Genomic DNA, 20,915 nt, shown 5'->3' on the forward strand with positions numbered 1-20,915 from the left:
GATTCATGCGTCGTATTCACCCATCCACGTCCAGACCACGAGTGCCTCGTCTTGAGGCAACCCTAGCCCGAATCGGACCATCGGTTCGCCTCGTTGACGGAAGATGCGGTTGCCATTGGCAACCCACGCCGCCTTCGGATGGTCTGGGGGTAGCGAGGCCCGCCACAAACCGGTCAGCGGAGTCGGCTCGCCCGAGCGCACCGTCACCGGAGCGCCAGTTTGAGTGGGCGGAGCGTTCACGCGAAAGCGCACGCTGTCCAGGAGCCGGTTCCACAATGCAATGGCCTCATCGTCGCTCAGCGATGCTTGATCGGCGGCGCCAATACGATTCGCTTCCACCTTGGAGTACATCTTCGCGCTAATCTGGGCGGGATGCAGTGTGGAGCGCTCCTTGCTGACGGCCTCCCATTCAAAGTCGTGCGTACCATCTGCACGGCGAACCAGCGATTCCTCCCCCTCCCATACGCCTACCGTACGCTTGCCTTCGCGCAATGTGGTCAGCTTTGGATAGTGGCTTCCCAAGTCCTTCTTTTGCTCGGCGATTGAGGCTAGGAGTCCGTCTCCAGCGCCGGTGGCCTGCTTGTTGGAATCCACCGAGAAGCTGACATCGGGCAAGCTCGGCAGGTGGATACCCGCGCCGAAGATTTCCTGAAACTCGCCCGAGGAATCAGCCACGAAGCCGTGGTCGATGCACACGCCGGGGGCGGTCGGGATTTCCGTGTTGTCGCGCGCGCGAAGTGCGCGAATCAAGGCGGCATTCTTCCGGCCGCCGGACCATTCGTACAGATGCGGGCCGGCCGTGATAAAGGTGTATACCCTCTCGGCCCCGAGTTGCTTGGCAATATCACTTTGGTACCAGCAAATCTGCACACTGCGGTCACCTACCCCCTGTCCGAAGAAAGTGATCTCAGCTGTCTTATCTCTCGCAAGTTGCGCCGATCGAAAGGCTTCCGCCATTGTCCTCAGTTGCTTGGCCGCCCCAACGTGCGTGACGATCTTCCCGGGAAACTCCTGGAAACCCCACAGAAACTCGGCCTCTGTGGGCACCTCGATTACATAACGCCCAAAGCACACCTGCTTGGTCTTGGCAAACAGTTTTTGCAAGCGCGCCGACATGGCGACGGATTCCGACATTGTTTTCTCCGCGAAGGCTGTCGATATGTCGCCCGCCAACAGCAGGCTACCCAGAACGAATGAGAAACGACGTTTCATTTGTCCCACCAGGTGGCAGTGTTGGCGATCTTGATGATCGAATACAGGGCGCTGGCCAGTACGTGGTCATTCTTGTAGCTGTCCTGGTGCTCGTAGCCGGTCTGCCGGAACAACGAGCCACGCACCGCTTCGGCTGAAGCCTTCGCGGGCACCGTTTGGTCGCCGGGGTCTTCGGGTGGTTGCAAGCGCAAGGTCAAGAGCTTGTCGCTCTGGGTACGTACCACGACGCGGCCGACGGCATCCTCGGTTTGCAGTGTCCAGGTGAGCGGATCGCCGTGCGGCGTGAGGTCTTCGGTCTCGGCTTGCCACGTTACAATACCGTAAGCCAACTGGTTGAAGTCCCCGCCATAGCTAGCGTAGGTGATGGGGTGGTACAGATCCTTGATGTTCTTGTGGAATTTCTGCGCCTCACCAATCTTCAACTTGGCGGCAATCTCGGCATTCATCTCGTCGAATAGCTTCTTAGCCGGATTAATCCACTCCGGATTGAATAGTCGCCACCACTGCTTTGGGCTACGCCCATAGATGTCATATACCGGCTCGCCGATGGCCGCAGGCGGCGTTGGCTTGCTGGTGCCAAGCGTCTTGTGCAATTGCATGTCCTGCTGATACATCTTCAACGCATCGTCCGATGTAGCGGGCAACGCCATCGCTGGCCTTGTATTACGATCGCCCGCTGCCTTCAGACGCAGCCAACCGCGCGGGTAGGAGGCATTCGGTAGCAGTTCGAGCGGGCCGGAGGCATTCGCAAAAACTGGAGTGACCTCCTTGCCGGTTCTACCCATCACGTTGCGTGCAATGTTGCCCACCAAGTTATCTTGCTCGTCATTGCCCGCACGCACCCGCTTGTAGGCGGCCGCCGCGCCCAGCGCGGGCTGCACACTGTGGTAAATGCCGAGAATCTTGTCCTTGATGTTGCCGTATTCGGGATGCAGCAATGCCCGCGCTACCAGCCCTCCCATCGAGTGCGTCACAACAATGACCTTCTCGCAATTGCGCCCATTGTCCAAGTACATCCGGATGATGTCGTTGATGCGCTTGGCGACCTTTTGGGCGGAGGTACCATTGCTTTGAAGCCAGTTGTAGCCCACGGCGTAGACGGGGTACCAACAGTTGGCCACACGCTTGATGTCTGCCTCGGTCAGCGCGTCGCCCGCCCCGCCCCAGTAGTCCGGGTTGACGCCAAGCACTTGTAAGTGCCCGCCATGTTTCCAGATGGGAGAAAGTTCTCCCGTCAATGGGACCAACATGCTGTTCAGGCGCTTCTCGAGCAACTTGATCACGTTGCCATAGGAGTCGAACATGACTTCGCTCCAACCGCGCCAACGGGCTTTCTGTGCTGCGGTGGATTCGTGTTTGCCGCGTATGGCTTTCCACTGCTCCGCTGCGGGCAGCAATGGTGCGCTCATCAGCAAGCCAATGTTGGGCAATCCATCCGGCACGTTGGCATGTCGCTTGTCGGAACTGACCGTTTTCTTGCCGGTCATGTCGAACTTGCCGGCGTCCTCGGTGATCTCGTAGCGATCGACCTCGGTTTCATCTGGGTCGAAGTTCCTTTGCCGTTCGTTTGGAGAATCCTTGCGGCGCGCAAGAGTGTTCCCCGTGTCATCGGGTCTCCAGGCGACGTTGTCGTCGCGCTTGAGGTCCGACTGCCGTTGCTTGCTCATGCGCAGGTGGCTGCCCATGACGCCAGGCAAGAAAATCACAGGAATGACCCTGTCAGGATGGCACTGCAAACTGACGCGGCATTTGTCGGTCGAGGGCGTGAGAGCAATGGTGGCTCCGGCATGCCCGCCGATTTCTTCCCCGATGGGCAGGTGGATGCGGTCAGTTTCCATGCAGCAGGTCCAGAATTTGAATTTGGAGGTTTTCCGCACTTTGGCTTCGATGCAGCTTGGTCAAGCCATCGGAGCCGGTCACGCCTTCGATCACGCTGCCGTCGGCATGCGTCATGCGGAATTTGCGGTTGGCAGCCGGGGAGCCATCGGGTAGGTGCAGATAGACCTCCTGGTCGAAATCACTGTGTGGCGGTGAAACAGCGTCAAGGCTCATGCCGTCGGGCCCGGTGACGTTATATGAGCCCGCATGAATTTGCTTCTTCCCGCTCATACCCTCAACGATCTGCTGAGGCGTTAAACGCAGGTAGGTTTGCCCGACCTTGAACAAGATGCCCTCGTCGGCTTCGAGCACGATTTCGCCAAGCGAGCGCAAATGAACCTTGCGTTTGGCCGTGCCCTTTATGTCGCCATCCTGCGCTTCGAGCACGATGTGATCGGTGGCGGCCACGAGCTTGATTCCAAGGCTGTGTGCGAAGAGTGCAATACGCCGTGCAGCGCTGGCAAAGAACCCGCCATTGGTAACGAAGGATGCGTGCTTGCCCGTGGTGAAGGCCAGATGCTCGCCGCTGTGCAACTGCGTGGATTGGGCGGTGGTTGTGGCCAAGCCAGCGGGCGATGCCAGCACGAGGTGCGGAGTACTCAGTTCGCCATGCACCTCGCCTGATCCGCGGATTTCATCGTGCTGCGCCTTGAGAGCTTTGGCTACATCTTGTTGCTCGGCATCCTGTGCGTTGTGATGCTGTGCGACCTGGCCCGTCGTATCGTGGGCATGTTGGGCCTGATGCAGCCGGGCGGTTGCCTCGCCCATGTCCTTGTGGTGCGCTTTGGCATCGGGCCGGGCTTCGGTGCTAATCAGCAAGCCATCGCCACCGCGCACGGCACCGTGCCCGTCGGTGCGCAATTCGAACCCTTCGCCGCGTTTCTCCTGGCGCCCGATGCCGCGCAGGATGCGGGTGATAAAGCCCAGGCTGAGGCTGGAATTCTGGTGATCGCTTTGCAGTTGCGTCTGAATTTGTCCCTGCGTGTCGTCCTGCACGAAGGTGTTCGTGCCACCTCCGTGCAGTTCTTTGCTGACGAAGCCCGACAGTGCGTGATGCCCCGGCATGGGCCACAGGGGCATGTTGTTCCGGTTAGGGACCCGGCCGGTGATGATTGGACAATCGGGATCGCCATTGAGGAAATCGACGATGACTTCCTGGCCGATACGCGGAATATGAATAGCCCCGAAGCGCTCGCCTTGCCATGGAGACGACGCTCGCACCCAGCAGGAACTGTTGGCGTTTCGTTGGCCGATGCGGTCCCAGTGGAATTGCAGGCGGACGCGGCCGTATTCGTCGGTCCAGACCTCCTGGTTTTCGGGGCCGACTACGGTGGCCGTTTGCGGGCCAGTCGTTCTCGGCTTGGGTTGCGTGCGCTCGGGGCGGAAGAGCTCGTTGCTGGGCTGCGCGGTGAAGCTGACTTCGCAGTACCACGGTTGACCACCCCCTGATGCTTCGGGCACGTCCTCAATTCGGAGCTGCGTGCCGAGGATCAGGTACTCTCGATTGGCTTCGTCTTGCAAGAAGTGCGTCAGCCTGAAGGTGCAGCCAGGCACCATGGCGCGGACATTGCCAGCCCCGCTGACTCGCCGGCCGTGCTGACGTAAGGCTTCCATTCGCAGACGGGCGATTTGATTGCCTTCGGCCCATGGGTCGTTGCCGGTGGCGGGCTGGCTGTGGTCACCGGGCCATTCGCGCACTTCGGCTTCCGCGTGGGCGGTGTCGAGCGGATCGGAGGCGCGGACGGTCAGGTCCGCCGTTGGCTTGACGAAGTCGTAGTCGGTGCTGGCCCATTGGCCGGAGACGACGCGGTCGTGCAGCTCAAAGGTGTGCAGGTGTTCTTCGTCGATGCGATCAGAGGACGATTGCCAGCGGATCGTTTGATATGCGGGGCTGGCGAACGGAGCAAATGCGCCATTGCCATCGGTGAGGATCAGACGGTGCTTGCCGCCGCTGTGCTCGATGTGCCAGGAAATGCCCCACTCTTGTGTAAGGCGCTGGAAGAACTCGAAGTCGCTTTCGTTGTATTGAACCTGGTACTCGCGCCTGGGGTAGCGAGCGACATCCAGACGGCGTTCAACGGGGAAGATGTAGTCGGCGAGCAGGGCGTCGAGGATCTCGACAACGGTTTGCTGTTGGAAGATGCGGGTGTCGCGGTTGAGGGTGGCTAACCAGAGCCAGGGACGAATTGTGAGACGGTATTTGATCTGCCGGCCTTGGCCTACAGGAATGGGGCCAACGATGTCGCTGACCAGACCGGTGATCTCTCGCCTGCCGGCGCCGATGCCACCTCCAAGACCAAAGCCGTTGCCATCCAGCGCAATGGTGACAGTGAGTTCCTGTCCGCGTAGTGCGTTGGTGTCGAGATTCGCCCCCGGGCCGTACAGAACGTTGCGATCGTCGGGGGTCTTGAGTTCGATTTCGTACTCGAACAGCTCGCCCAGTTGCTCTGCACCGGAGAGTCTGGAAAACACCAGGGCTGGTTGGCCCATGACCTCCGGCAATCCAGCCCCGGAGACGGTAACGGTTCGGGTGGCAAACGGTAACTCTCGACGGCCCATGGCGGCAACGCTCCAGCTCGGGAAGCTGTTGAGCGTAGCCAGCGAGAGGCCCGTTTGCCTGCGAATTCACAAAAAAATCCAATCTGCCAGGGTGGTGAATCGTCTCCTTACTTCCCAGGCACCAGACGCACGCGCGACTCGGTTGCCGCCTCGACCGCCTTGCGCGAATACAGCAGCGGGAAGTACTCGCCCTTGAGCCACAGCGGTGCCAGGTCGCGGTAGTGCGGGCTGTCAGGGTTGCCGGACTGGCCGGGCAGGTTGACGGCGCGTGAGCTGTCCCAGTTGCCGACGTCCACCACTGTGCGGAACGACGGGCCGTTGGTCTGCAGGAAAGCAGAACAGGAATGAAACGGATTGGCATGGCGATGCGGTCTCCTCTCGGAGCCTGGAATGCCGGCGCAACCCGAGGTGGCAGCGGGCATCAGGCGTTCTCGTGGGTACGACAGATAGCCGCGAGTACGGACGATGGGAAAGGCAAGCTGACCGATCGGTGAAGCTGGATCTTGGGAATTGCCAGGAGAGCGATGCCTACCGATGAGCACATGGGCTCAGTATGCGGGCGCCAGCGCACTCGCGCCAATAACGCTTGTTGAGCCCCCCATTCCACCAAGGTATGACTGCCCGTGCGCGGATAGCGTCAGGCCAGTGTCTCGGGCCCGACCTTCCGCCGTACATTGGCCGCCAGCACGTGCCCCAGTTCGCCAGGGAAGATCGGTTTGGTGATGACGGATTGGTAGCCGGCCTCCTTGGCGGCCTTCAAACGGATCGGGTCCGCGAATGCCGTTACGGCGATGGCAGGTAGCTCAGTCATGCCGCTGGCCCGTACTGCGCGTACGAGCTGCATGCCGTCCATGCCGGGCATGGCCAGGTCGCTGACGAGCGCGTCGAACCGATGATCGACATCCTTCAGTACCTCGAGCGCCGCTGCGCCGCTCGAAACGGTCACCACTTCGGCGCCGTAGCGCTCGAGCATCAACGCAATCACGCCAAGCGACTCGGGGTTGTCATCCACCGCCAGCACGCGGATGCCGTCGAGTGCGGGCATGCCTGTCCCCGCGACGAGCCCTGGAATGTTCCCAGCCCCGTTGTCTGACGGTAATGCATGCAGTGGCAGGGAGACCGCCATGGTCGTGCCCTGATTGACGCCGCTGCTGGCTGCGGTGATACGGCCTCGGTGCAGCTCGACCAGCTGCTTGGCGATGGCCAGGCCCAGCCCCAGCCCGCCGTGACGACGCGTGCTCGACAGGTCGGCCTGCTGGAAGCGGTCGAAGACGTGTGGCAGAAAGGCCGGTTCGATGCCGATGCCCGTATCGCGCACGGTAACCACCACGCCCTCCGGGGCCGCGTGCACCGATAGCCGGATATGCCCGCCATCGGGCGTGAACTTGACGGCATTGGCCAGCAGGTTCCAGAACACCTGTTTCAGACGCCCGGCATCGCCCTGCAGCATGGGCACCGGCAGGTATTCCGTGTCGATGGTGATCTGCTTCATGCGCGCCATCGGCTCGATCGTTTCGCGGGCGCGCTCCAGCACATCGGCCAGATCCACCGGCCCGATCTCCAGGGGAACCTTGCCCGACAGGATGGCGGACATGTCGAGCAGGTCGTCGATCAGGTGAACCTGCGTGCGGGCACTGCGCTCGATGGCTTCGATACCGCGTTTGAACAAGCCTTCTTCGTAGGGGCGCATGTTCAGCAGCTGGGCCCAGCCCAGCACCGCGTTGAGCGGCGTGCGCAACTCGTGGCTCACGGTGGCGAGAAAATCGTCCTTCAGGCGGCTGGCGCGCTCGGCCTCTTCCCGCGCGAGCGATTCGACCTCGAGCAACTGCGCCCGGCGCGCTTCGGCCTGGCGGCGCTCGCTGATGTCGATGGCGGCGTTGGTCAGGCCGATGATCTCGCCTGTGTCGTCGCGCAATGGCATGACCACCACGTCGTACACGACCCGCTGCGTATGCCGCCGGCGGAAAGCGAACTCCACACGCGTGGGCGTTCCGCTGGCGATGACGCGCTGGCCCGCATCGGTCAATTGGGTCGCGGCGCGCCGACCGAATACCTCCCGCACGGTGCGGCCCAGCAGCTCTTCGGGCTGCAGGCCGAACACGGGGTTGTGCACCCACGTGAAATGCATCGTGTTGTCGACGTCATAGAGGGAGATGGGCGACGCCTGCAGCGCGGCCAACAGCCGTTGTTGCGACAGGCGCTGCTGCGTCTCTGCCAGGGCGCGGCGCTCTGCCCCGGCGCGGGCGCGCCGCAACTGCTCGCACAGCCCGCAGATGAGCAAGGCGCCCACGGCAAACACCACCATCTGACCGGGTGTGAGCGGCAGCGTGGCCGGCCACGTCTGCAGTGCTGCCAGGGCAAAGAACAGCGCTGCGTAGCAGGCGATGGCCACCATGCCCGGCCAGAAGCCGCCGTACCACGCGGCAATCGTCACCACCGGAAATGCGAGGTAGAAGGGCAGCCGGATGCCGCCAGCCGATTCCAGCAGCATGCGCGCCACCGTGCCGAGGGCAGCCGCTCCGATCGCCACCAGCCATGCGGACGGACGGATCGCCGGTGCGATTTCCAGCCCGGCGCCGCTGAACGGCCCAGGATCGGAGGCCGGATGGGCCTGGCTGCCACGATGCGCAGCGAGCTTATCCAACAGGCGGGGCGAATGGGGCAGCATGGACTTCACAATCGGGCGCGACAGGGCAGGGCGGCCAAAGGTGACTCAGCATACGAGCTGGCCGACAACGATGCCATCAGGGTTTGGCTGACATGCCTGCAAGACGGCGCCCCATTCTTGCCGGAGCCAGCAGTGACGCTGGTTCCACGGGTTACCCTCCCGAGGTGGGGTGCTCCTGATGGGCGTCGCGCAGGCGATTGCGGTGTGCCAGCTGGGGAAACAGCCGCATCCACATCACGACCACCAGCAGCGTGCCCAGGCCGCCCAGCACAACCGAGGCCACCGGCCCCAGCAGCCCGGCCAGCATGCCCGATTCGAACTCGCCCAACTGGTTGGATGCACCCACGAAAACAGAATTGACCGCGCTGACCCGACCACGCATGGCATCGGGCGTGTCGAGTTGCACCAGCGATGTCCGGATCACGACACTGATCATGTCGGATGCACCGAGCACTACCAGCGCCAGCATCGACAATGGCAGCCAGCGCGAGAGGCCGAACACCAGCGTCGCCAGGCCAAAACCCGCCACCGCTGCGAACATCACCCGGCCCACGTGCCGATCCAGCGGACGATGTGCGAGGAAGAGCGCCATGCCAAGCGCGCCCACGGCCGGCGCGGAACGGAGCAGCCCCAGCCCCCAGGCCCCTGTGCCGAGGATGTCGCGCGCATAGATCGGCAGCAGCGCCGTCGCCCCGCCCAGCAGCACGGCGAACAGGTCGAGCGAGATGGCGCCCAGCACCACCGGCCGCCCCTTGATGAAGGCGATGCCGGCAAACAGCGACTCCAGGCTCACCGGCGTACTGACCGGCGCGGCACGTTCCATGCGCACCAGTGCCAACAGGACATGGGCAAGCAGGAACAGCCCCGCTGCCGTGGCGTACACCACAGGAGCACCGGCCACGTAAAGGAAACCGCCCACCGCCGGCCCGAGGATGATGCCGGTCTGGCCCGCCGAGCTGGACAACGCGACAGCGCGCGGCAGCGCCTGGGGCGGCACCAGCGAGGGCAGCAGCGCTTGCAGCGTCGGCGTTTCGAATGCCCGCATCGCGCCGATCACGACCACGCAGAGGAAGATGGCCTGCACGCCGGCGTGGCCCGTCAGCGCTGTGGCGGACAGCGTCAGCGCCACCAGTGCCTCGATGGACTGGCACGTGCGCACCACGCGGCGCCGGTCGTAGCGATCGGCAATGTGCCCCGAGGCGAGCACCAGCATCACCGACGGCAGAAACTGCACGAGCCCGACCAGCCCGAGCACATAGGCGCTGCGTGTGAGGTCGTAGATCTGCCAGCCGACGGCCACCCCAAACATCTGGTACGCAAAGGTGGTGGACAGCCTCGCGAACCAGAACAGGCGGAAAGCCCCGTAGGAGAACGGCGTGTGCGACGGCGTTTGCGCGGGCGCGTGAGGAGTGGAAAGACCGGCGTCGCCAGACACGTTGAATGCGCGCCGGAAGCCGGCGATCTGCGAGATGGAATTGCGAAATGTCCACTATCGTAACGGAAGCAGGCCGCGCGCACGTGCCCGCCCAGGTATGACGCTTGCGAAACAGCCTGACCATGATTACAGGAGATTTCACCATGACCGCCAGCCGCCCCAAGTCAAAGGCCCGGTCGAACGCGGGCAAGGCCGTACCGCACCGCTGGTCGCACCACGTGATGGAAACGAGCGATGCACTCGATCTTGAGCCTGGCATCTTCCAATCACGCAATCCGGCGCGTATCGCCACGTCGCTCAAGGCCTCCGCCGAACGCAGCAGGCGGCGAAAGGGGACGGCATTTCAGTCGGCCATGTCGATGCTGACGTTCTATATCAACCGGGCCGGGCACAACCTGGGCGCCGGTCGACGGCACATTCTGGAGCGTGCCAAAGACGATCTGCGCGCCCAGTTCGGTCGCCCCGCCCGCCGAACCCGGAAGGCCCGCCATTGAGCGACGGCCGACCGGCGTGCTCACAGGGTCAGCATCACACTGAGCAACTGGCGGGCGACGGCCTTGTAGTCGCCCTGCGGAGAATAGGTCGAAAGCGTCTTGCCCCGATATTTGACCGTCACGATGCCGTTGCGGGCGGAATAGGTCGCCTCGATGCGGCGGTCACCCCGGTCGATATGAAAGGCAATGGTCTGCGCCACCAGCCGGGATGTTTCTGCGGCAGCAGGCAGGACGGAAGCCGGTCGCGCCGGCAGCGGCGAGGACAGGGCGGATGCTGGTGGCTCGGGGTGGCGCATGGCGCTTCCTCTTGGCGAACGGGTTGGCGAGACCAACGCAGGTTCCGTACCAGCCTCGACCGTTGCCCGGCGGCAGCGGGTCCGCCCGAAAAGTGGCACCTTGGCGATGGCACGGGCGCAGGGTCTGACGTCGTGCGTCGTTTCGCTGACAAGGTTTGTCAATTTTGTAAACGCAATTAACCGCCAGGCATCTGGAGCGCCAATCAAAATTGAGCTATCAGGGTCGGGGCGGAAGTGCCATGCTGATATGTGACGCGGCACTCGCAGCTTGCGGGTGCCTCCGCCGACGTTCCCACCATGCCAACAAGGAGGCGATATGGGTTCCCACACCTACAAGATGATCGAGCTGGTCGGCTCGTCACCGGAGTCGAGCGACGCAGCCATCCGCAACGCGATCGCGCGCGCCAGCGACACGCTCAAGTATCTCGACTGGTTCGAAGTCATGGAGACGCGCGGCCATCTGGTCGACGGCAAGATCGCCCATTGGCAGGTGACGCTCAAGGTGGGGATGCGGTTGGAAACGCTGGAGAGCGAAAAGCCCGCCGGGAAGAAGAAGGGAAAATAGCGGCATAAAAAAAGGCGGCCTCGAATTTCTCCGGGCCGCCTTTTCTGTGTGGACTGCGTGATTCGTTACTGCGATTGCGACTGCGAGAAGTCCAGCGCGTTCGTCAGGTCACCCATCGGCTTGTTGCCGTTGGCAATGAGCGCTGCGTCGCGCTGCTTGATGCCGGGCAGCGTCGGCAGGGCGAAGCGGTGCGTGATCAGGCGCAGCACCGAAGCCGTGTCGTACTGGGTGTGGTCAATGAAGCCCTTCTTGGCAAACGGCGAGACAACGATCGCCGGGATACGCGTGCCCGGGCCCCAGCGGTCTGCCTTCGGCACCGTGGCGTGGTCGTAGAAGCCACCGTTTTCGTCATACGTCACGACGATCACCATGTTCTTCCACTGCGGGCTCTTCTGCAGCTGGGCGATCACGTTGGCGATGTGCGCATCGCCGTCGGCCACGTTGGCGTAGCCCGGGTGCTGGTTCAGGTTGCCCTGCGGCTTGTAGAACGTGACCGGGGGCAGCGTGCCGGCGGCGGCATCCTGCAGGAAGGCGGCGTCGTAGTCCTTCAGGTGGGCTGCACGTTCAGCGGCACCGCTGGCGGTAGCCGGATCGAAGCGGCTGAAGTAGTTGAACGGCTGGTGGTGCGGCTGGAACTGGATCGTGCCCGAGTAGATCACGCTGCGCGTGGTGTTCGATGCGTCGGCCAGGGCAGCATTCCAGGCGCCGGCGTACCAGGCCCAGTTCACGCCCTTGGCGGTCAGCAGATCACCGATGTTGGTGCTCGACTGCGTCGGCATGGTCGTCGCCTTGGTCGGGTCGGCGTAGGCCGGATTGCTGCTGGCAACGGCATTGCCCGACGGCTGGTACGGCGGCTGCATCGTGTTGACGGCGTACGCGTTGCCGTTGCTGTCGACCGGCGTCAGGTTGCCGTCCTTCGTGCCGCTGGTGTACGACGTCGGTGCGCCAGCCATGACCGAGCTTGCGCTCGGCACCAGCGTCGGGTTGCCGTTGGCGTCGGTCTTGACCGATGCGATGAGGCCCGCAGCCGGCGAGCTGGCTGCGTTCGGATAGACCGGCGCGCAGGCGCAGATCAGGTACTGGTGGTTCAGGAACGAGCCGCCGAAGGCGCCCATGAAGAAGTTGTCCGCCAGCGTGTATTGCTTGGCGATGTTCCACATGGCCATCTTGCTGCCGTCGTAGTAGCCCATCGTCAGGCCGCCGGCATCGGCATACGCGGCGAACATGTCGTTCTTGCCGCCGTTGATCTGCATCTGGTTCTGATAGAAGCGGTGCCACAGGTCGCGCGTGACCACCGATTGCGGCACGACGATGCCCGTGCCGTTCACGCCGGCCGGATCGTCGATCTGGAACATCTTGTTGGCCCAGCCCGTGGTCTGCGCTTGCGTCACCGTCACGCTCTGGCCGGCGGCGGTCAGACCGCCCCAGGTCGGCGGCAGCGTCGGCAGCACGGAGCCGTCGAAGTCCTTCTGCGCCACGGCAGTGCCCGTGGACGTCGGGTTCACCCCCGGAATGCCGTTGGCCCCCGGGAACAGACCATACAGGTTGTCGAAGCCACGGTTTTCGGCGTAGATCACCACGATGGTCTTGACGTTGTCGGTCAGCGCCATGCGCTTGCTCACGCCGTCGCGGATGCTCTTGCCAATATCACCGCCATCGGCCACGGCGTCGGCGATCTGGTCGATCTCCTCGTCGATCTCGGCTTGCAGCGCGGCCTTGGTGTTGGCGTCGCTTTCCTTGTTGTGGTCTTCGAGCAGCTTGTCGACGGTCACGCCCAGGCGGGTGGCCAGGGCCGTCTTCGCGGCGTTGATGTCGCCGCCATTGGTGTCCATCAGGGCCGCCAGTTCGGTCGAGATGGCGCTGACGACGCCAGCGGCACCTGCCGGCGCGCGGAACACCAGCGGGCGCGTGATCGCGTTGTGGGCGCCCGTGGCCGGGTCGTTGCGGAAGGCGTCCGTGCCGATTTCCACCGTGACGGGACCCGAGCCGGCCAGCGTGTAGGCGCCGTTGGCATCGGTGTACGTGCTGGTTTCATCTGCGTCGCACTTGCCGTTGTTGTTGGCATCGATGCAGACCTTGGCATGTTCGAAATAGCTGCCGGTCACGACGCCCGAGGTGGACGCGGAGGCGCTGCTGTTCGAATCGCTGCCGCCACAGGCGGACATGCTGGCCGCGACCAATGCGGTCAGCGGCAGAAGACGGAACGCTCGGCTCATGATTTCCCTGGATTGTTGTGTGGGGTACGAAAGCGAGCCGGAGTCTGTGCCTCCTGTGTGACAAGCTGATGATGGAAGCGCGTGCGCGGTGCGGGTCTCGGCGAGGCTGGCGGTCATCATCGTCGCGAGGACGAGCGCCGGTCCCCCAAAACGTCTCAAGGCATTGCTCACCATGCGGCCTCTCCGAGGGCTGATATGACGCGCGTCTGACGACATCAAACTGTCATGTGCGCCATGCTACCTTGCAAGGCTCCCATCATCGCGCCGATTGTCGATGTCCCGCCCCCTGTCAGTAGCTGTGCTTCACCTGATTGCCATGTCGACACTCGTGTTGGGCATGGCCGCATGCGGACGCGTGGAGCCCTCGACCGCGCAGGCGGCGACCGCAGTGCATGCCTCCGCGCCGGCGCCCGAGCGGGCGGCAGCCTCGGCACCTGTGGCGCCCGCCTATGAGAAGGCCTTCTACACCATGATGGCGGAGCGCCGCCCCTCGGTGCCTGCCATGGCAGCCCTGGGCAAGGCGCTGTTCTTCGACCCGTCGCTGTCCGCCTCGGGCAAGCAGGCGTGCGCAAGCTGCCATAGCCCCACGCACGCCTATGGCCCGCCGAATGATCTGGCGGTGCAACTCGGCGGCCCGGGGATGAACAAGACCGGCGTGCGCGCTGCGCCGTCACTGCGCTACCTGCAGAAGGTGCCCGCGTTCTCGGAGCACTTCTACGACAGCGACGGCAACGATTCCGAAGATCAGGGACCGACCGGTGGCTACACGTGGGACGGGCGGGTTTCGTCGACGCACGAACAGGCGCGCATTCCGCTGCTGTCTGCGCACGAGATGGCCAATGGCACGCCCGCCAACGTCGTCGCCAGGCTGCGCAACAGCCGCCACGCGCAGACGTTCCGCGAGGTGTTCGGCAAGGACATCCTCGACAATGAAGACATCGCCTTCCGGGCGGCGCTGATGGTGCTCGAAGTCTTTCAGGAGACGCCGTCGGAGTTCTATCCGTACGACAGCAAGTACGACGCCTTCCTGCGCAAGCAGGTCAAGCTGTCGGCACAGGAAATGCGCGGCCTGCGGCTGTTCAACGATCCCGCCAAGGGCAACTGTGCCTCGTGCCACATCAGCGCCATCAAGCAGGACGGCGCGTTCCCGGCCTTCACCGATTTCGGCCACATCGCCGTGGGCGTCCCGCGCAACCGGTCACTGGCCGCCAATGCCGATCCGGCATTCTTCGATCTCGGCCTGTGCGGGCCCGACCGGACCGACTTGAAAGACCACCCTGAATACTGCGGCCGGTTCCGCACGCCGTCCCTGCGCAACGTGGCATTGCGCCAGGCCTTCTTCCACAACGGGGTCATCCACTCCCTGGAAGATGCGGTGCGCTTTTACGCCCAGCGCGATACCCAGCCGCAAAAGTGGTATCCGCGCCGCGCTGATGGCACCGTCGACAAGTTCGACGATCTGCCCGTGCAGTATCGCGCCAACGTCAACATGGAGCGGCCGTTTGGCGGCAAGCCAGGCGGCAAGCCGGCGCTTTCCGACGCCGACGTGCGCGACATCGTCGCCTTCCTCAGGACGCTGACCGACGGCTACCGGCCCCTGCGCGTTGCCCGGCGCTGAGCGCACTGGCCCGTTTGTTGCAATGCTTCACACGGGCCCGCGAGAGGCCGCGCGTGCACTGCGGTTATCATCAGCGGATTGTCTTTCTGCAGTCCCTGACTCCCAACTATGACCTGGCTTGCTGACCCGTCCATCTGGATCGGCCTGTTCACCCTGGTGGTGCTCGAGATCGTTCTCGGCATCGACAACCTCGTCTTCATCGCCATTCTGGTCAACAAGCTGCCACCTGCGTTGCGCGACCGCGCGCGCATGATCGGGCTGGGGCTGGCGCTGGCGATGCGGATGGTGCTGCTCTCGGCCATGTCGTGGCTGATCACGCTCACCAAGCCGCTGCTGACGGTGGGGCCGGTCGAGCTGTCGGGGCGTTCGATCATCCTGCTGCTGGGCGGCTTCTTCCTGCTGTTCAAGGCCACATCGGAACTGCACGAGCGCCTCGACGGCCAGCCGCACGACGACAGCCATGGCAGCGGTCACGGCAAGTTCTGGAACGTGATCGCCCAGGTGGTGATCCTGGACGCGGTGTTCTCGCTCGACTCGGTGATCACCGCCGTGGGCATGGTCAACGATCTGCCGGTGATGATGACCGCGGTGGTCATCGCCATGGGCGCCATGCTGTTTGCGTCGCGCCCGCTGACGGCGTTCGTCAATGCGCACCGCACGGTGGTGGTGCTGTGCCTGAGCTTCCTGCTGATGATCGGCTTCTCGCTCGTGGCCGAGGGTTTTGGCTTCCATATTCCGAAGGGCTATCTGTATGCGGCCATCGGCTTCTCGATCCTGATCGAGTTCTTCAACCAGGTGGCGCAACAGAATGCCGTGCGCTACGAGCGCCGCCGTCCGCTGCGCGAGCGTACCGCCGATGCGGTGCTGAGCCTGTTGGGTGACCAGCGTGGCACGCCGGCCAGTGACGAGTCACAGGAAGCCGCTGCACACGAGCCGGGCCACGCGGCTCCTGAAACGCTGTTCCGACCCGAAGAGCGCAGCATGGTCAGCGGCGTGCTGGATCTGGCCGAGCGTTCTGTGCGCTCGGTCATGACACCCCGCCACGACATTTCATGGGTCGATCTGCTGGCCGATCCGTCCGTCACGCGCAAGTTGCTGCTTGCCGTGCCGCACAACCAGTTTCCGGTCTGCCGTGGTGGCCTGGACGACCTGGTCGGCGTGGCCCGCGCCAAGGATCTGATGGGCGACCTCGACACGCGCGGGGCCATTGACGTGGAGCGCTCCGTCAAGCCGGCGCTCAAGGTCTCCGAGGGCGTCGGTATCCTGCGCCTGATGGACCAGCTCAAGCGTGCGCGTGGGCGCATGCTGGTGGTGACCGATCCGCTGGATGTGATACAGGGCGTGGTCACCCCCATCGATGTCCTCGAAGCCATCGCCGGTGAATTTCCTGACGAGGACGAGCGCCCCGGCGTGGTCGAGGTGAGCGACGGCTGCTGGGAAGTGGCCGGCGAGGCAGACCTGCGCCAGCTCGAGGATGTCCTGCATGTCGATTGGCTGCTCGATGAAGCAGGCGGTGCGACGAGCCTTGGCGGCTATCTGTTCAACCAGTGGGACCGGCTGCCCGAGGTGGGCGACACGCTGGTGCGCCACGACCTGCGCTTCGCCATCCTCGAGGCGGGCAGCCGGCGCATCGTGCGCGTGCGCATCGAGCGCATGGAAGACGTGACGGCGCCCGACGCCGAAGCCTAAGACGCCGACGAGGCTGGCGCGCGGGCCGGCGGTCGTGTGCCTGCCAGCCCCATGCTGAGCACCGCCGCCAGCACGCAGGCAATGCCGCCCGCCTGCCTGAGGTTGATCGACTCGCCAAGCAGCGTGGCCGCAAACACGATGGCAGCCACCGGTGCCAGCGCGGTGAACAGTGATGCTTCGGCGCCGCTCACGCGTGCCGAGCCCGCATACCAGAGGACGAAGCCGCCGACGGTCGGCACGATCGCGTAGTAGAGGACGGCACCCACCGCGTGGGTGAGTTCGGCTGAGGCGTGAAGTTGCCACGGCGCCTCCCACAGTGCGGGCAACACCGCTGCCAGAAGGCCGAAGGCGCTCATCAACGTCGACAGGGCCAGCGGCGGCACCGGCGTGTGCAGCCGCTTGTTGAGCAGGATGAAGAGGCCCTCGCACCCGACCGCGCCAACCACGAGCAGGTTGCCCAGCCATGGCTGAGCGCCATCGCCTCCCGGCTGGAAGGCAATCGCCAGCACCCCAGCGGTGGCCAGCGCAATCGACCCCAGCACGGCGCGTCCAGGCCGCTCGCCCAGCACGACGATGGCGATGAGCGCGGATACCACCGGCAGCGTGCCGATGATCACGCCTGCATCCGCCGCCGAAGTGTGCCGCAGCCCCGAGATCAACAGCGTCGTATAACCCACGCTGCCGGCAGCCGCCTGCAAGAACAACAACCCCCAGCCGCTGCGCGCCAGTAGGGGCCAGCGGGTGCGCGTCGCGCGCATGGCAATGAGGAAGAGCGGAAGCGCCACCGCAAAGCGCAATGCCGTCGCCGTGAAAGGCGGCAGGCCCGCAGCGATGATCTTGCTGGCGGCAACGGTGCTCCCCACCAGAATCATCGCCATCGCAAGGTAAAGGCAGCCTTCGAACCGTCTGGACATATCGGATCCTGCGTCTGTGAAAGCCATGCAGGATGGCCGCATGCAACGGCGGCGTCTTGAACGAAATTGCAGCGGGCGGTGTCTAGCCGATCGTGACCGCGGCGGCCACCATCCCTGGCGATACGCCGTACTTGCGTACGAATTGCCGGGTCATGTGGCTTTGGTCGGCAAAACCACATGCGGCAGCCGCCTCTGCCAGCGGCAGACCCCGGGCGATGAGGCGGCGCGCCAAGGCAAGTCGGCGCTGTAGCTGGTAGGCGTGTGGCGTCAGGCCGGTCGCGCGGGTAAAGCCGCGCAGCACCTGGAAACGACTCAGGCCTGTTTCGCGCGCGAGGTCCAGGAGCGAAACCGTGGCGGCCGGGTCATCGTCGATCCGGGTCCGGGCCAACCGGATGGCGTCAGGGGCCTCGTCGGCGCGGTGGCCAGCCGGATGCAGCGCATCGGCCAGGACCGAGAGCAGCAACTGCTCGCGCAGCAGGGCAGCGTGCGGCGCAGGCGGTGCGGTCATCTGGACGAAGAGCTGGCTCACGCGCCGCGCCAGGCTGGCGTCTTGCGTCACAGGGCGGTCGAATTCGGCGTCGCGGCGACCCGGGTGCATGTCGCACGCCAACTCAGCGACCCTTTCCGGATCGAGGTACAGCATGCGCCATGCGCGGCCCGACTCGCCAAGGGGCGCGCCATCATGCACCTCGCCCGCGTTGACGGTAATGACATCGCCTGCCTGCGCCTCCACCATGCCGCGCCCGCTCAAGGATCTCTGCGCGCCGCGATCGACGATGCCGATGCCGGACTGCTCATGTGTGTGACGCGGGAAGGCGTGGTGGGAATCGGCCGCGACGGCTTCGACGCCGCGCATGGCGCAGGGGTGCATCGAGAACGCTGGGCGGGTCGGCCGATTGGGCAAGGCGGTTCTCCTGGGGCAGGGCGAGCCGGCAGCATAACGCGCTTTGCGGCTGATGCAGGGCCCGTATGAACACGTGCGTTCGCGGTGGGTGACGACGCCCCGACATGCGTTCTTCGCATTTCACTCATTTTCTGGCGGGCCGCGATTGCTATCCTCGAAGCCTCCCGCTCGCGCCCTGCCGCTAAGATGTCGCCAAGCCCAGCGCCCGGCCGCGCGGGGAGCATCCCCGCAGACGCGGGCGACAGGCTGTTTCCATCGATCCATGCGTCCGTCTTTCGGCATCACCTCCAAGCTGTTCATTGCGCTGTTTACGCTGAGCATTGTCGTGGCGCTCGCCATGGGCGCGGCGGTGCGCTGGCGTTTCGACGCCAACTTTCTCGATTACGTGAACGCACGCGAGGCGGAGCGCCTGGCCGCGCTCGCTCCGGGCGTCGAAGCCGCCTATGCCCAGCACGGCAGTTGGGATTTTCTGCGCAACGATCCTGCCGCGTGGTTTCGGCTGCTGCGCCGCGAGGGCGCGCGTGCCCGCGCCAGCGGCATGGGCGCAGACCGCTTCGATCCGCCGCCAGGCCACCGCTTCGAGCCGCGCACGCCGGGCGCGGGCCAAGAGATGCCGCCGCCGGGCCCGCCGCGTGCGGGCAGCCTGGCGCCGCACCCGCCCGGCGAGCCGCCGCCGCATTCGCCGATCTGGCTTCTGGATGCCGCGCGCACGCCGATCATGGGCGACGGGCCGCCCCCGGGGCGACATGCGCAGTGGCGCGCGTTACATCACGACGGCCAGACCGTCGGGTGGCTGGCGATACCTCCGCGCCTGCGCGTGCCGGAAGGTGCCGACCAGGCGTTTCAGGCCCAGCAGTTGCGCGCGACGTGGATCATTGCCGGGCTGTCTGTCCTGCTGGCCGCACTGGTGGCCGTCCTGCTTGCGCGCGGCCTGCTGGCGCCGATGCGCCGGCTGACCGACGCCGCCCGCCGCATGGCCGACGGCGACTATGCCACCCGTGTCGACGTGCAGACGCGCGATGAACTCGGCGGGCTGGCGGCCGACTTCAATCATCTTGCTGCCTCGCTGGAAGCCAATCAGAAGATGCGCCGCCAGCTCACCGCGGATATTTCCCACGAGCTGCGCACGCCGCTGGCCGTTCTGCGCGGCGAACTGGAAGCGCTGGAAGACGGCGTGCGGCCATTGACGGCGACGTCGCTCGCCTCGCTGCAGGCCGAGGTGTCGACGCTCAGCAAGCTCATCGATGACTTGTACGAGCTGTCGCTGGCCGACGTCGGCGCGCTGGCCTTTCACATGGCGCCGCTGGACCTGGCCGATACCGTGTGCGGTGCCGCGCAAGGCTTTACGCCGCGCCTGATGGAAAAGGGCATCGCGTTGCAGCTGGACCTGCCCGGCGCCCCGTCGCGCGCAGCGCTGGTGCGCGGCGACCCGCAGCGCCTGCGTCAGGTCATGCAGAACCTGCTGGAGAACACGCTGCGCTATACCGACACGGGAGGGACGCTGCGCGTGCACCTCCACCAGCGTGGCGCCTGGCAGCAGATTGACGTGCAGGACAGCGCGCCGGGCGTGCCGGAAGCGATGCTGCCGCGCATTTTCGATCGGCTGTTCCGCGTCGATGCGTCGCGCGGCCGTGCGCACGGAGGGGCCGGGCTGGGCCTGAGCCTCTGCCAGACCATCGTCGCCGCGCACGGCGGCACCATCGAAGCCAGGCCCTCGCCGCTGGGCGGACTCTGGATCGCCATCCGCCTGCCTATCCTTGACCCGCTTGCCGACCATGATCCTCATCATTGAAGACGAACCCAAGCTGGCCGCGCTGATGACTGACTACCTGCGCGCCGCCCACTATGAAACCGAATGGCTGGCCGAAGGCACGCACGCCGTCCAGCGCATCCGCGAGGCGACGCCCGAGCTGGTCGTGCTCGACCTGATGCTGCCGGGCAAGGACGGTCTTGAAATCTGCCGCGAAGTGCGGGCCTTCAGCGAGGTGCCCATCGTCATGGTGACCGCGCGTGTGGAAGAGATCGACCGCCTGCTCGGCCTGGAGCTGGGTGCCGACGACTACATCTGCAAGCCGTTCAGCCCGCGTGAACTGGTGGCGCGCATCAAGACCATCCTGCGCCGTGCGCAACGTGGCGGCGGCGCGACGGAAAGTGCGCTGGTGATCGACACCGGGGGCTACTCCGCCACACTGCGCGGCCAGCGTCTGGACCTCACCCCGGTGGAGTTCCGCCTGCTTGCCGCGCTGGCCGCCGCGCCGGGCCGCATCCTCTCGCGCGCCAACCTGCTGGAGCAGATCTACGACGACCATCGCATCGTCACCGACCGCACGGTCGACACGCATGTCAAGAACCTGCGCCGCAAGATGGAGCAGCTCAGCCCAGGCACCGACATGATCCATTCGGTGTACGGCATGGGCTATCGGCTCGACGCCTGACGGCTGTGGCTCCGATGATGCTCCGCCAGGTT

15 protein-coding genes and 1 pseudogene are annotated in these 20,915 nt (G+C 64.8%); 6 read left to right on the forward strand and 10 right to left on the reverse strand.

Going from position 1 to position 20,915, the window contains the following annotated elements; all coding sequences use genetic code 11:
* Positions 1 to 3 precede the first annotated feature (3 nt).
* From R2N03_RS11130 to R2N03_RS11155, 6 genes and pseudogenes are all read right to left on the reverse strand, one after another.
* Positions 4 to 1,212 (reverse strand): T6SS immunity protein Tli4 family protein, encoded by a 1,209-nt coding sequence (locus R2N03_RS11130; protein WP_316657639.1) that lies wholly within the window; start codon positions 1,210 to 1,212, stop codon positions 4 to 6.
* Positions 1,209 to 3,050 carry an esterase/lipase family protein gene (locus R2N03_RS11135; RefSeq protein WP_316657641.1) on the reverse strand — a complete coding sequence of 614 codons (1,842 nt, stop codon included), beginning with the start codon at positions 3,048 to 3,050 and terminating at the stop codon, positions 1,209 to 1,211. The genes R2N03_RS11130 and R2N03_RS11135 overlap by 4 nt, the downstream gene beginning before the upstream one ends.
* The gene (locus R2N03_RS11140) at positions 3,040 to 5,649 is read right to left on the reverse strand and encodes a type VI secretion system Vgr family protein (RefSeq protein WP_316657642.1); all 2,610 of its coding nucleotides are present in this window, start codon (positions 5,647 to 5,649) and stop codon (positions 3,040 to 3,042) included. Before R2N03_RS11140 ends, R2N03_RS11135 begins: the two co-directional genes overlap by 11 nt.
* Positions 5,650 to 5,756: 107 nt before the next feature.
* A pseudogene (locus R2N03_RS11145) lies at positions 5,757 to 6,053 on the reverse strand (penicillin acylase family protein); the annotation flags it as partial.
* 233 nt (positions 6,054 to 6,286) lie between these two features.
* On the reverse strand, positions 6,287 to 8,317 hold the full coding sequence (locus tag R2N03_RS11150) for a hybrid sensor histidine kinase/response regulator (RefSeq protein ID WP_428984389.1): 2,031 nt from the start codon (positions 8,315 to 8,317) through the stop codon (positions 6,287 to 6,289).
* A 151-nt stretch (positions 8,318 to 8,468) separates the two neighbouring features.
* Positions 8,469 to 9,752 carry an MFS transporter gene (locus tag R2N03_RS11155; protein WP_316657645.1) on the reverse strand — a complete coding sequence of 428 codons (1,284 nt, stop codon included), beginning with the start codon at positions 9,750 to 9,752 and terminating at the stop codon, positions 8,469 to 8,471.
* Positions 9,753 to 9,895: 143 nt separating this feature from the next.
* Between R2N03_RS11155 and R2N03_RS11160 the strand changes: the two genes are divergently transcribed.
* Positions 9,896 to 10,246: a DUF3175 domain-containing protein gene (locus tag R2N03_RS11160; RefSeq protein ID WP_316657646.1), complete on the forward strand. Its 351-nt coding sequence runs from the start codon at positions 9,896 to 9,898 to the stop codon at positions 10,244 to 10,246.
* Between the two features lie 20 nt (positions 10,247 to 10,266).
* Here R2N03_RS11160 and R2N03_RS11165 read toward each other — a convergent pair whose 3' ends face one another.
* Entirely contained in the window at positions 10,267 to 10,542 is a 276-nt protein-coding gene (locus R2N03_RS11165) for a hypothetical protein (protein ID WP_316657647.1), read from the reverse strand.
* 316 nt (positions 10,543 to 10,858) lie between these two features.
* On the opposite strand from R2N03_RS11165, the gene R2N03_RS11170 reads away from it, so the two are divergent.
* The gene (locus R2N03_RS11170; RefSeq protein ID WP_316657648.1) at positions 10,859 to 11,107 is read left to right on the forward strand and encodes a dodecin; all 249 of its coding nucleotides are present in this window, start codon (positions 10,859 to 10,861) and stop codon (positions 11,105 to 11,107) included.
* Between the two features lie 65 nt (positions 11,108 to 11,172).
* On the opposite strand, the gene acpA is transcribed toward R2N03_RS11170, so the two are convergent.
* The gene (gene acpA, locus R2N03_RS11175; protein WP_316657649.1) at positions 11,173 to 13,323 is read right to left on the reverse strand and encodes an acid phosphatase; all 2,151 of its coding nucleotides are present in this window, start codon (positions 13,321 to 13,323) and stop codon (positions 11,173 to 11,175) included.
* Between the two features lie 274 nt (positions 13,324 to 13,597).
* Between acpA and R2N03_RS11180 the strand changes: the two genes are divergently transcribed.
* Together R2N03_RS11180 and R2N03_RS11185 are read left to right on the forward strand one after the other, a co-directional pair.
* Positions 13,598 to 14,941, forward strand: a complete 1,344-nt coding sequence (locus tag R2N03_RS11180; protein ID WP_316657651.1) for a cytochrome-c peroxidase — start codon at positions 13,598 to 13,600, stop codon at positions 14,939 to 14,941.
* 108 nt (positions 14,942 to 15,049) lie between these two features.
* The gene (locus R2N03_RS11185; RefSeq protein ID WP_316657652.1) at positions 15,050 to 16,630 is read left to right on the forward strand and encodes a TerC family protein; all 1,581 of its coding nucleotides are present in this window, start codon (positions 15,050 to 15,052) and stop codon (positions 16,628 to 16,630) included.
* Here R2N03_RS11185 and R2N03_RS11190 read toward each other — a convergent pair.
* Both R2N03_RS11190 and R2N03_RS11195 read right to left on the reverse strand, forming a co-directional pair.
* Entirely contained in the window at positions 16,627 to 17,544 is a 918-nt protein-coding gene (locus R2N03_RS11190; protein ID WP_316657653.1) for a DMT family transporter, read from the reverse strand. The genes R2N03_RS11185 and R2N03_RS11190 overlap by 4 nt on opposite strands.
* An 82-nt stretch (positions 17,545 to 17,626) precedes the next feature.
* A complete protein-coding gene (locus R2N03_RS11195; protein WP_316657793.1) occupies positions 17,627 to 18,400 on the reverse strand; it encodes an AraC family transcriptional regulator in 774 nt (257 codons plus the stop codon).
* A 310-nt stretch (positions 18,401 to 18,710) separates the two neighbouring features.
* Between R2N03_RS11195 and R2N03_RS11200 the strand changes: the two genes are divergently transcribed.
* Positions 18,711 to 20,240: an ATP-binding protein gene (locus R2N03_RS11200; RefSeq protein ID WP_316657654.1), complete on the forward strand. Its 1,530-nt coding sequence runs from the start codon at positions 18,711 to 18,713 to the stop codon at positions 20,238 to 20,240.
* On the forward strand, positions 20,224 to 20,883 hold the full coding sequence (locus R2N03_RS11205) for a response regulator (RefSeq protein WP_316657655.1): 660 nt from the start codon (positions 20,224 to 20,226) through the stop codon (positions 20,881 to 20,883). Before R2N03_RS11200 ends, R2N03_RS11205 begins: the two co-directional genes overlap by 17 nt.
* Positions 20,884 to 20,915: the final 32 nt, after the last annotated feature.

The organism is Ralstonia condita, assembly GCF_958405655.1.
In the GTDB taxonomy this organism is placed as follows: domain Bacteria; phylum Pseudomonadota; class Gammaproteobacteria; order Burkholderiales; family Burkholderiaceae; genus Ralstonia; species Ralstonia condita.

Excerpts from the sequence above, each read along its gene's own strand:
- R2N03_RS11205 (WP_316657655.1), top strand. The coding sequence starts at position 20,224 with ATGATCCTCATCATTGAAGACGAACCCAAGCTGGCCGCGCTGATGACT.
- R2N03_RS11195 (WP_316657793.1), bottom strand. The coding sequence starts at position 18,400 with ATGCGCGGCGTCGAAGCCGTCGCGGCCGATTCCCACCACGCCTTCCCG.
- R2N03_RS11185 (WP_316657652.1), top strand. The coding sequence starts at position 15,050 with ATGACCTGGCTTGCTGACCCGTCCATCTGGATCGGCCTGTTCACCCTG.
- R2N03_RS11140 (WP_316657642.1), bottom strand. The coding sequence starts at position 5,649 with ATGGGCCGTCGAGAGTTACCGTTTGCCACCCGAACCGTTACCGTCTCC.
- R2N03_RS11135 (WP_316657641.1), bottom strand. The coding sequence starts at position 3,050 with ATGGAAACTGACCGCATCCACCTGCCCATCGGGGAAGAAATCGGCGGG.
- R2N03_RS11190 (WP_316657653.1), bottom strand. The coding sequence starts at position 17,544 with ATGTCCAGACGGTTCGAAGGCTGCCTTTACCTTGCGATGGCGATGATT.
- R2N03_RS11130 (WP_316657639.1), bottom strand. The coding sequence starts at position 1,212 with ATGAAACGTCGTTTCTCATTCGTTCTGGGTAGCCTGCTGTTGGCGGGC.
- acpA (WP_316657649.1), bottom strand. The coding sequence starts at position 13,323 with ATGAGCCGAGCGTTCCGTCTTCTGCCGCTGACCGCATTGGTCGCGGCC.
- R2N03_RS11170 (WP_316657648.1), top strand. The coding sequence starts at position 10,859 with ATGGGTTCCCACACCTACAAGATGATCGAGCTGGTCGGCTCGTCACCG.
- R2N03_RS11200 (WP_316657654.1), top strand. The coding sequence starts at position 18,711 with ATGCGTCCGTCTTTCGGCATCACCTCCAAGCTGTTCATTGCGCTGTTT.
- R2N03_RS11160 (WP_316657646.1), top strand. The coding sequence starts at position 9,896 with ATGACCGCCAGCCGCCCCAAGTCAAAGGCCCGGTCGAACGCGGGCAAG.
- R2N03_RS11180 (WP_316657651.1), top strand. The coding sequence starts at position 13,598 with ATGTCCCGCCCCCTGTCAGTAGCTGTGCTTCACCTGATTGCCATGTCG.
- R2N03_RS11150 (WP_428984389.1), bottom strand. The coding sequence starts at position 8,317 with ATGCTGCCCCATTCGCCCCGCCTGTTGGATAAGCTCGCTGCGCATCGT.
- R2N03_RS11165 (WP_316657647.1), bottom strand. The coding sequence starts at position 10,542 with ATGCGCCACCCCGAGCCACCAGCATCCGCCCTGTCCTCGCCGCTGCCG.